The sequence below is a fragment of the Pseudomonadota bacterium genome, assembly GCA_026388315.1.
Classification (GTDB): domain Bacteria; phylum Desulfobacterota; class Syntrophorhabdia; order Syntrophorhabdales; family Syntrophorhabdaceae; genus MWEV01.
The window spans coordinates 1-9,404 of record JAPLKA010000039.1 but is presented as its reverse complement, the minus strand read 5'-3'; the positions used below and the strand labels follow the sequence as shown (position 1 = coordinate 9,404).

8 protein-coding genes are annotated in these 9,404 nt (G+C 41.6%); 3 read left to right on the top strand and 5 right to left on the bottom strand.

The window, feature by feature from the left end; translation table 11 throughout:
- Positions 1-742: 742 nt before the first annotated feature.
- From NTX75_04145 to NTX75_04135, 3 genes are all read right to left on the bottom strand, one after another.
- Positions 743-1,033 (bottom strand): hypothetical protein, encoded by a 291-nt coding sequence (locus NTX75_04145; GenBank protein ID MCX5815420.1) that lies wholly within the window; start codon positions 1,031-1,033, stop codon positions 743-745.
- A gap of 91 nt (positions 1,034-1,124) precedes the next feature.
- Complete coding sequence (locus NTX75_04140; GenBank protein ID MCX5815419.1) at positions 1,125-1,448, bottom strand: hypothetical protein; 324 nt, start codon at positions 1,446-1,448, stop codon at positions 1,125-1,127.
- 568 nt (positions 1,449-2,016) lie between these two features.
- Positions 2,017-3,381 (bottom strand): ISNCY family transposase, encoded by a 1,365-nt coding sequence (locus NTX75_04135; protein ID MCX5815418.1) that lies wholly within the window; start codon positions 3,379-3,381, stop codon positions 2,017-2,019.
- Positions 3,382-3,696: 315 nt separating this feature from the next.
- On the opposite strand from NTX75_04135, the gene NTX75_04130 reads away from it, so the two are divergent.
- From NTX75_04130 to NTX75_04120, 3 genes are all read left to right on the top strand, one after another.
- Positions 3,697-3,852, top strand: a complete 156-nt coding sequence (locus tag NTX75_04130) for a hypothetical protein (protein ID MCX5815417.1) — start codon at positions 3,697-3,699, stop codon at positions 3,850-3,852.
- Positions 3,828-3,968, top strand: a complete 141-nt coding sequence (locus tag NTX75_04125) for a tetratricopeptide repeat protein (protein ID MCX5815416.1) — start codon at positions 3,828-3,830, stop codon at positions 3,966-3,968. The genes NTX75_04130 and NTX75_04125 overlap by 25 nt, the downstream gene beginning before the upstream one ends.
- Before the next feature lie 139 nt (positions 3,969-4,107).
- Positions 4,108-5,052: a tetratricopeptide repeat protein gene (locus tag NTX75_04120; GenBank protein MCX5815415.1), complete on the top strand. Its 945-nt coding sequence runs from the start codon at positions 4,108-4,110 to the stop codon at positions 5,050-5,052.
- 95 nt (positions 5,053-5,147) lie between these two features.
- On the opposite strand, the gene NTX75_04115 is transcribed toward NTX75_04120, so the two are convergent.
- Entirely contained in the window at positions 5,148-6,161 is a 1,014-nt protein-coding gene (locus NTX75_04115; GenBank protein MCX5815414.1) for a phage integrase N-terminal SAM-like domain-containing protein, read from the bottom strand.
- Complete coding sequence (locus NTX75_04110) at positions 6,154-6,420, bottom strand: hypothetical protein (GenBank protein ID MCX5815413.1); 267 nt, start codon at positions 6,418-6,420, stop codon at positions 6,154-6,156. The genes NTX75_04115 and NTX75_04110 overlap by 8 nt, the downstream gene beginning before the upstream one ends.
- Between the last annotated feature and the right edge of the window lie 2,984 nt (positions 6,421-9,404).

Here is a 9,404-nt window from a genome sequence, read left to right as displayed (position 1 = left end):
GAACAGAAAACACGCTGTCAAGACTTTGATCATTTCATTCAGTTATCAACGAATCCAGGCAAGGACCTGATATGTAGAGATTTGTATTTGTGACGGTTGAAGTCTTCATTGGTTTCAATATGTTGATAACGTGAAGAAATGACATGGCTTAACGAAAAACTCACCCGATTGCCCCAATGGGGCTGCCTTAAGAAAAAAACTAATTCTGTCCCTTCTGTTGCAAATGCAAATATTTTGGTGCATCAAAACGTTGCACCATTTATTTTCCAGTTTGGAAAACTTTTGGTGCATCAAAACGTTATGCATATTTAGGTGACAAAAAACCCCGCTAAGCAGCGAGGGGGATTTTACTTTAGTTCCAATTATTGCACATAATCAGCCTTCTCACGAATTAAGTGCAATTTGCACATAATCAGCCTTCTCGTTAAATATGTGCAAATTGTGCCTAAATCTGCGTAACGGTTTGATACGCAATAAGCTGTTGTATTGCAATAAAAAATCGCTTTTTTCTTAAGGCAGTCCCATACAATGCTGCCCTGATCTATGGATCAACGAAAGAGATACAAAGAATGCTATTATAAAACATCTTGCCGGTGCCGTTGAGGAGATAAATGAAATACAGAAATTCCTGGACACAATTAAGCCAGAAGGCAACAAAGATGAGAACAAACCTCTCGACAACGAAGAGGAAAAAGAGATGTTGCAGTAGCAATTCTCAACCATCTCAAATCCCCCTCGCTGCTCAGCGGGGGGGATTTTGGACAAAAATCTGCGTAACGGTTTGATACGCAAAAACCTTTGTCACTGACAATGAAATCTGCGTAACGGTTTGATACGCAAAAACCTTTGTCACTGACAATGAAATCTGCGTAACGGTTTGATACGCAAAAACCTTTGTCACTGACAATGAAATCTGCGTAACGGTTTGATACGCAAAAATAAGTCCAGATTGGAAAATAATTTTAGTTCCAATAATGTCATAGTTTTGAGCTTCATTCCATTTGTTTCCGGATTGGAAAATTTCGACCTTCATTAGCTCTACGCTGCTCTACAGCTAACACACACCTAATCCATCTATCACATACGTCATCTTTTTACCTCTCGTTGTCCCGACAAACACCATCTCATCTGTCAAAAACTCCCTGTCCTGTCCCGGGGGGTATCACGAAAATCACATAATCGCTTTCGCTCCCCTGAAACTTGTGTGCCGTGAGCGCATATGCAAGTTTTATGTCCTTTGGTTCAATCAATACAGTTCCATCTCCTTCTGAGGGGAATTGCAAACCGATAAACCCCATATCCTTAGATACGACATACCCCATCTGGCCGTTCGAGGCAATGAGTTCGCCATCCGCGTAAACATTCTCAGTGACGATCACCTTGTCGTGCGCCTTTATCTCCTGAAAGACAATTTCTGATTGCGGGTTGACGATCTTCTGCAGAAACAAGCAATTCTCTCCATGTCTGTTTTCTCCTTATCTATAGTCGGATTACTTCTCTTGTAACAAAACATTGAGGAACGCCATTTATGGATGAAAGGAATGTTGCGAATCTTAACGAGGGGTCATGAGAGGATTAAGAGAGGGGAATATTGTCCCTCCGATGGAACAACGCCGGTGGCACTCAGAGGGTATGCAAAATCGTAGTTTTTCATTTTTTGAAAACTCAAACTACAAGTCTTTTGATGTAACCAAAATTTAAGAAACTACGCGTCTATTTAAGAATACATCAATAAAGTTCAATAGATATACACATTAAACGAGTATGAGTATAAAAGCCTTTTTACTGATTTCTTCCATGTACGCAAAAATGAAATTTATTTTCCTGATTGCTAAATAGTGTCCGTCCGGAAACCCCCATTTTCGAACAAACTCCTTACCCATCCTCAGGGAGCTCTATGATCTATCCCTGTTGATTTTACCTCATGCGTTAGATTTCAGTCTACCGCGCTGTTCCTTGCCGATTTAAGACATAGTAACTCCATATATTTGATAACGTTACTCCCATGATCCTTCATTACGCCGAGGCCAGCCTTATCCGGGCAATGACCAGGAGATTATAGGAGACGATGCCGGAGAGGACATACCGGGCAAATCCTTCCCATCCCGTCCACGTTGCCCGGTCAAGACCGAAGGCCCGTTTCAATGTGGAGATACCTGCCTCGATGCCGGCGCGGAAGTTCCTGAGCTTTTTGTAGACCCAGTTGCTCTTTGCCATATCGAGAACAGAAAGCCCTCGTTTCTTAGCGAAGACGGCGTCCTTGATGTGATTCTCCTTTGCATAGGCAAGATTCTCCTTTGATGCAAAACCACCGTCGGCGCTTACCTGACGAGGCATCTTCCCGTACCATTCCTTATGCTGTTCGAGTAATGGTTGATACTGATCGGTGTCCGCCGGGTTTCCGGGTACAATGAGGCAGCCCAGGATCATAGTGGAGCTCCCACCGGTAAGGAATACTTTATGCCCGTATTCGGTATCTCTTTTTCCTTTTACGATGATGTCGGTATGGTCCTCGAAGAAAGAGACTATCTTTTCCGATGCAGGGACCTTCTCTTTCTTGAAGACCCTGCGGTCTGTCTGGTCGATTACCTTGCCGAGAATACCTGTTGCCCGTTCGAGCCTCCGGGCAAGCTCATGGGCGGCAAAGGTGTCGGTGATGGTATCGCCTTCATAGACGATAAGTTCGTCAATTGCGGCTACAGCATATCCTTTCACCAACCCTGCATAGTGGAGAAGGTCCTTGTAGGCGCTTTGCCGTACCGTATCCTTTTTTGCATTGAGTATCGTCATGACTCTTTTTTTCACCACTCGCCGGTGATCGCTGAACCCATATCTCGGTTGGGGGACAAGTTCCTTCCCCTCGGTGAGCCAGCGGGTAATAATACGGATACCATCGGAAAGAAGGGTCGAATCCGTGGGGTGATGAATATTAGTCTCTACCGCGGTTGAGTCCACCCTCACTGTTCTGCCCGTCTCAATCTTTTCACGGATAGCAAAGGTTGTGATCTCCTGAAGAATGGCTTCCCATGTTTCTTCCCTGATTGCCTTTATGTTCTCCTGAAGGATTGACTTCGAGGGATATTGTCCCACCTCCAGGCGGGAGAAGCTGCGGAAGGAATCAGAGTCTTCCAGATGGAAGGCGAGTTCTTCATACGTAAGCTGGCGGTACTGTTTGAGTACTGCGCATCGAAGAACCTGCTCGGCAGTCATCCCCTGTCTCCCCGTATCAGTGCGGGAAAGAGAAGTCATGTCCTGAAAGACAAGGTCCATAAGCCTCGGGTTGTCATCGAGGACCTTGGACATCTCTTGGAGCTCCTTCGCAATCGAGTATCGCATCATAGGACTGAAGAGGCCTGTCTGGGGATTGAATTTCTGGCGCATTTTGGAACCCCTCTTGAGAGTATTGTGTAATTATACCGGCATGTTACAAACATATTGTACCATACTGAGCAGGAAAACGCCAGGGTAATATTGGGTTTTTGTGAAATATTTCAGGGAGTTGGGGTTTCCGGACGGACACTAAATAGTAATACCTTTATATGATTGATTTTTTTAGCACCGAGTTCAGTTTGGTATGAGACGAAGCGCAAAAAGCGCTAATACTTCACTCCTTTTGGTTGTAACCCCTCGACTGGATATCGGGGCCCTATTTTTATACGGAAATGATTGAAATAATATAATTAGGAGGATATTCAAATGTTAAAAAACACAGGTTCGGATGCAGATCAAAAATATGATAAGGCGATAGCGGAACTGTACCCCCGGGATGCAGAGGCTTTTTTCAGGAAAAGTAATGTTTTTTTGGACTCGGCAATTACCAACATGCAATTAAGAATTTTAACAAGGCCATAAAATTGGATCATAAGTATACAGAGGCTTATTACAACAGAGGGGTCTCGTATGATTTAATCGGTAATTATCCAAGGGCACTTCTAAATTTTAAAGAGTGCAGCACGGTTAGGCAATAAGGAAGTGCAAGAACTTGTCAAAAGGGAGAGAAACCTTGGTAAACATGTTTTACCTTATAAATAGACGAAAAACTTTTAACACCCTGGTCAGCCAGGTGAATAATTGAAACAATATTTTATAATAAGGAGGAATTTTGAAATGGCAAAGAATACAGCTTTGGAAGGAAAGGTGATCTTATTTCAGAACTATAGAAAAGATCTTGGTTATAAAGAGGAAAAAGAGGTTTCCAATAAAGATATAGAGCTGAATCCTAAGGATACAGACGATTATTACTATCAGCGGACCATAGAGCATTATGACAAGGCAATAAAACTGAACCCTGATGATGCAGAGGCTTACCATGGCAGAGCTAATGAGCATAGAGTGATGAATAATATTGGGTTGGCTATTGATGATTATAATAAAATCATAGAAATGAACCCTGATGATGCAGATGCTTATTATTTGAGAGGTATTGTTTATGGGGAACTCGGCAATTCTCAGCGTGCCATTGATAATTATGATAAGGCTATAGAGCTGAATCCTGAGTATACAAATGCCTACTACGCGAGAGCGGGTGTTTACGAAGAACTCGGCAATTTCCCGCAGGCTATTGATAATTATGACAAAGTGATAGATTTTGATACTGATGATCCTGGTGTTGCCTATTACATGAGAGGAAACGCTTACGCCGAACTCGGCAATTTTCTACATGCTATTTCGGATTACAACAAGGCTGTAGAGAAGAATCCAGAGTTAGCAAACGCTTACTACAGGAGGGGCGATGTTTATGAAGCACTCGGCAATTTTGAGCAGGCAATAGATGATTACAATGAAGTTATAGATCTGGAGCCTGAGAATACAGATGCTTTTTACGCGATAGGGAGTATTTATTTTGGACTCGGCAATTTCCCGCAGGCAATTGATGAATACAGCGAAGTCATAGAGTTGGACCCCGACGATTCAGATGCTTATTACATGAGAGGAAGTGCTTATTTGAAACTTGACGATCATCAGCAGGCTGTTGAGGATTACAAGAGTGCAGCGCAGTTAGGCAACAAAGATGCACAAATCTATCTTAAGGAGCAGGGGGTCTCGTGGTAAGTATTATCGGTAATCTCGAAAGTAGAACAATTGTTGATCCTTCCAGTATCAACATTTCTTTTTTTTCGTGATGCAGCAAACCTGCTATTTCGCCTTTAGATTCTGAATGCACTGAGGTAATATTTTGCCATTCTGATTCTGTGGTGGCCCAAATCTTCTGTTAACCTTTTCAGGACGACTTCCTCGTCCTTTCCCTCTTTTATACCTTTTTCATACCGTTCGTTTGCATAATTAGCTCTGAGCGCATGAGGCCCGCAATATATTTCCCCTGCCTTTATAGCAGCCCTATGTACTTCTTTTGTATATTCCTTCTTAAAGCTGCTCCAGTTATTATTATTTTCAGATAAATATGCCTGTATGATTTTAGCCGCCTCTATCACAATGGCTAAAATAGGCAGCCTGTCAGAGAAGTCAAGCTCCCTGTCCTTTCCGCCTTTTGATTTCAGGATGGTAATAGATTCCAACGATGGATGCGCTATGACTGAACCTACCACCTTCTTGATGTCAGATATGCGAGCGCCCGTATTCAGTTGGATGGTTGCTGCTGCTTTAAATGCTTCCCGTCTCATTTTATCAATTACCCTATCGGGGTCGCCAAATGGTGTTGTTCGATTCGAATCTATTGCATCACCTGCCCACGTTGATCTGTTTTCGTCTATATATTCTTTGAGATCATGCCTGCTCCAAGCATTGAATAGCTTGTTAAGCGCAGAAGCGTTGATCTTTATCGTCTTTTCGCTTCTATTTTCGCTTACCATGTTGTCGAAGAAGGTCTCAACATGCTCTTCGGTGATCTGGTGAATACGTTTTACATCGACCAATGCCTTGTCCCTGAAATTATTGATGACACCTACATATCTTTTTAGTGTCGCGTAACTGTGGATAAACGGCGTACTGCCCTTTGCTTTAGTTTCCGCCCGCCTTGATTTGCCGATGCCTTCTTTGAGGAATGTAACTGTCATACCGATAGCGTATACCACCCCGGCATCAAAACGTAAATGAGGCACTATCGGGTATTCAAAACGTTTTTTTTGCTGTTTTTCAAGTTTCTTTTTTCCGTCGAGTTTGGACCCATCAGGTGAATCATATAACTTTACGGTTCTAATCATTTTGCGCCTCCATTATTATTTTCAATCTTTTTCCACGAAAATAGGCCATGCCATGCAGGTATGAAGAATATTCTGATTGAGCCAGTAACCTTGTATCGAATTTATGCGCCTGGAAGTCTACTATCATCCAGCAGAAGTTCGTTATGATCCACAAATAGAAACATCTTTTATCTTTTTTATTGTTCAGCAATACGCCAATTATTGAAAGAGGAGCCAAAAACCATGTCCAATTTCCTGTAATCCACTCCAAATTTATCATATCGACCACCTTTTGCTATAATTTGATAATTGCCTTATAGTTTTTAACACTGTTCTACTCCTTTAAGTCTTCGATAATGTTATATATATTACTTTTATGCCGCTTTGCGATATCGAAGTCAGTACGCAACTCGGGCCCACTATTTAAGCATAGTTGCTGTTTAGCTTTTCCAGAACTCACTTTGCGGCGTGAGCAATGCCTATCCGTTTCCTCCTTGTACTCGTGCTACCAAAAATACCGTCCTGGATTAGGTGACAGTTTGTTTTTATTTGGTTTAATTTTGGGTGGGAGAGGGCCAAGGCTGTTTACCTTACCCTTTGTATTTGTTGATTAATTTAATTTAATATTCGCTCCAATGGTATGGAGTGCGAACACCCGCTGATTTCCCGGTCTTAACTTCCCCGGGCCGCTTTACAGCTTCTATCACTTCTGTAAATACTCTGTTATCATAGGCTTTTTCCTCTTTTCGCAACTTATATTCTGAAGCAAATATCAGAACAAGGCGTATATGAACGCCAGAGTAGCAAGCACTATGCCTAAACACGTTAAATCGTACATATCCATGATTATTCTCCTTATATTTTGATACAATTTTGGGGCATATACCTACCCCTTTGGTGTTTGTGATTGGTTGATTTATCGAATTGTTAATTGGTTGAGATGTATATGTCACTGTAATAATTGTTTTTTGCTGCCTACCTGTGCCTATTAGAATGGTAGCCCAGGTTTATTAGGTCATGGTATTGTCTTGATTGATTAGTTTCTTGTGATATATGTCATTGTAATAATTGTGTATTCGCTGCTTACCTGTGCTTATTAGAGGGTTTATGCAGCGTTGTGCGACTAGTTATCCTATTTCTGAGTGTTATTTGAGCGAAGGCAATCATATTACGCCTTCATTTGTGTCTCACCTGCATGATCTCTTACCGGCACCCTTGTAGGTGGATTATTTATGGTTCCTTGTGGTGACAGTGTCTTTGCTGCTTACTTGTGCTTATTAGGCTTTCTTTTTAGGGGGGCGTATTGTCTTTGCTTACATACTGGAGGAGAGCAGTCAGCAATGTGGCAATCGTTTTCCCCTATGAATAGTTTAAATCTGGCAAAACTTTAAACATTGGAAAAACATTATTTCGGATAACCTACTAATATTTATTCTACCTATATATTACTTCTTTGCCTTTTTAGGTTAATTCATCGCGGGGCGTTTCCGTAGTCGATTTTAATATTTATTTTATTTATTTTTTACGGGCTTCTTTTCGGGGCTTTTTCAGATGATTATGCAATAAAAGCTATTTTCTGAGAGTATTAAAACTCCCAAAAAATAGCTTTTTGTGCCGGGATAATCCGGAGCGATGTATTTTATTCGGACATGCGGCGGGTTAATTCCTTAGCTCACTGGTGACTTATTTTTGACCATCAAATCGGTGGACAGATTAGGTGCAAAAAACCCCGCTGAGCAGCGAGGAGGTTACAAAAAAATCTGTCCAATGTAGTTTGGTCAAAAAGTTGTTGCATTTACAAAAAAATCTGTCCAATGTTTTATGGACACCAAAACAGTCCACGGTGGACGGTTGCGAGGAGAACAATAAAAAGATTGAGAGGAGAAAGCTGTAATGTTTTCAATAAAAAGATTGAGAGGATGAACAGATTATTTTTTACTTTAGTTCCAATAATTGCAAAATTTCAACCCCTCATTCCATTTTTTTGCAGATTGCAAAATTTCAACCCTTCATTAGCTCTACGGCACTCTTTAGCAGCGTAGTGATATTCAGAGATATTTCTCTTTATTTCTATTGTAGACAGAAATCCGCCCCAAAACGACGGGCAGATTTCTGTGCATAGTGCACAGGTTTTTGACCATCAAACCGATGGACAGATTTCTGTGCCCAGGGCACAGGCTTTGACCATCAAACCGATGGACAGATTTCTGTTGCAAAAAACCCCCCGCTAAGCAGCGAGGGGGATTAGATTTAGGATGGTTGAGAATTGCTACTGCAATATCTCTTTTTTTGTCGAGAATTTTTTCTCATCTTTGTTGCCTTCTGGCTTAATTGTGTCCAGGAATTTCCCTCAACGGCACCGGCAAGATGTTTTATAATAGCATTCTTTGTATCTCTTTCGTTGATCCATAGATCAGGGCAGCATTGTATGGGACTGCCTTAAGAAAAAAGCGATTTTTTATTGCAATACAACAACGTTTTGATGCACCAAAAGTTTTCCAAACTGAAAAGTGAAGACTTTTCTTTTTTTGTACATCAAGTCGGGGCGGAATAGACACGTATTTTGCCATTACCCCAGGGACAAGAAAAAGTCGGTTATTCAATCCGATAGCTGTAAAGTCTGCCTCCCAGCATCGTTCCCATGTATCTGTGGTACAGTATCGCTGCCGATGCAACACGAACCCATCTTGTTGTTTTTGATGGACCCGGTGAAAGTTGCCGGTTTAGAGATTTGCGAGGTGAACTATTTCGGTGAAGAGGGGGGGGCTGTCAAGTATGCGTCGATTGGCGAACAGGAGGGGCATTGGAGTGGAGATTCGGGGATGGTAGGATCATTCCCAGGTTTGTTGCGGAATACAATACAAGAAGAAGGAACATCTGACCCCGATAAAACCTGATAAAAGATTTGATATGGAAGAAATCGAAAAGAGGAAAATGGGATATCTGCAGACAATAGATGATGTGGCACCCGAAAGTAAAAAATGAGTTAATTGGCTCGGGGGTGAAGTATCTTGTAACCATACTTGTTTAATGTGTATATCTCTTGAACTTAATTGGTGTATTCTTAAAAAGATGCGTAGTTTCTTAAATTTTGGTTACATCAAAAGACTTGTAGTTTGAGTTTTCAAAAAATGAAAAACTACGATTTTGCATACCCTCTGAGTACCACCGGCGTTGTTCCATCGGAGGGACAATATTCCCCTCTCTTAATCCTCTCATGACCCCTCGTTAAGATTCGCAACATTCCTTTCATCCATAAATGGC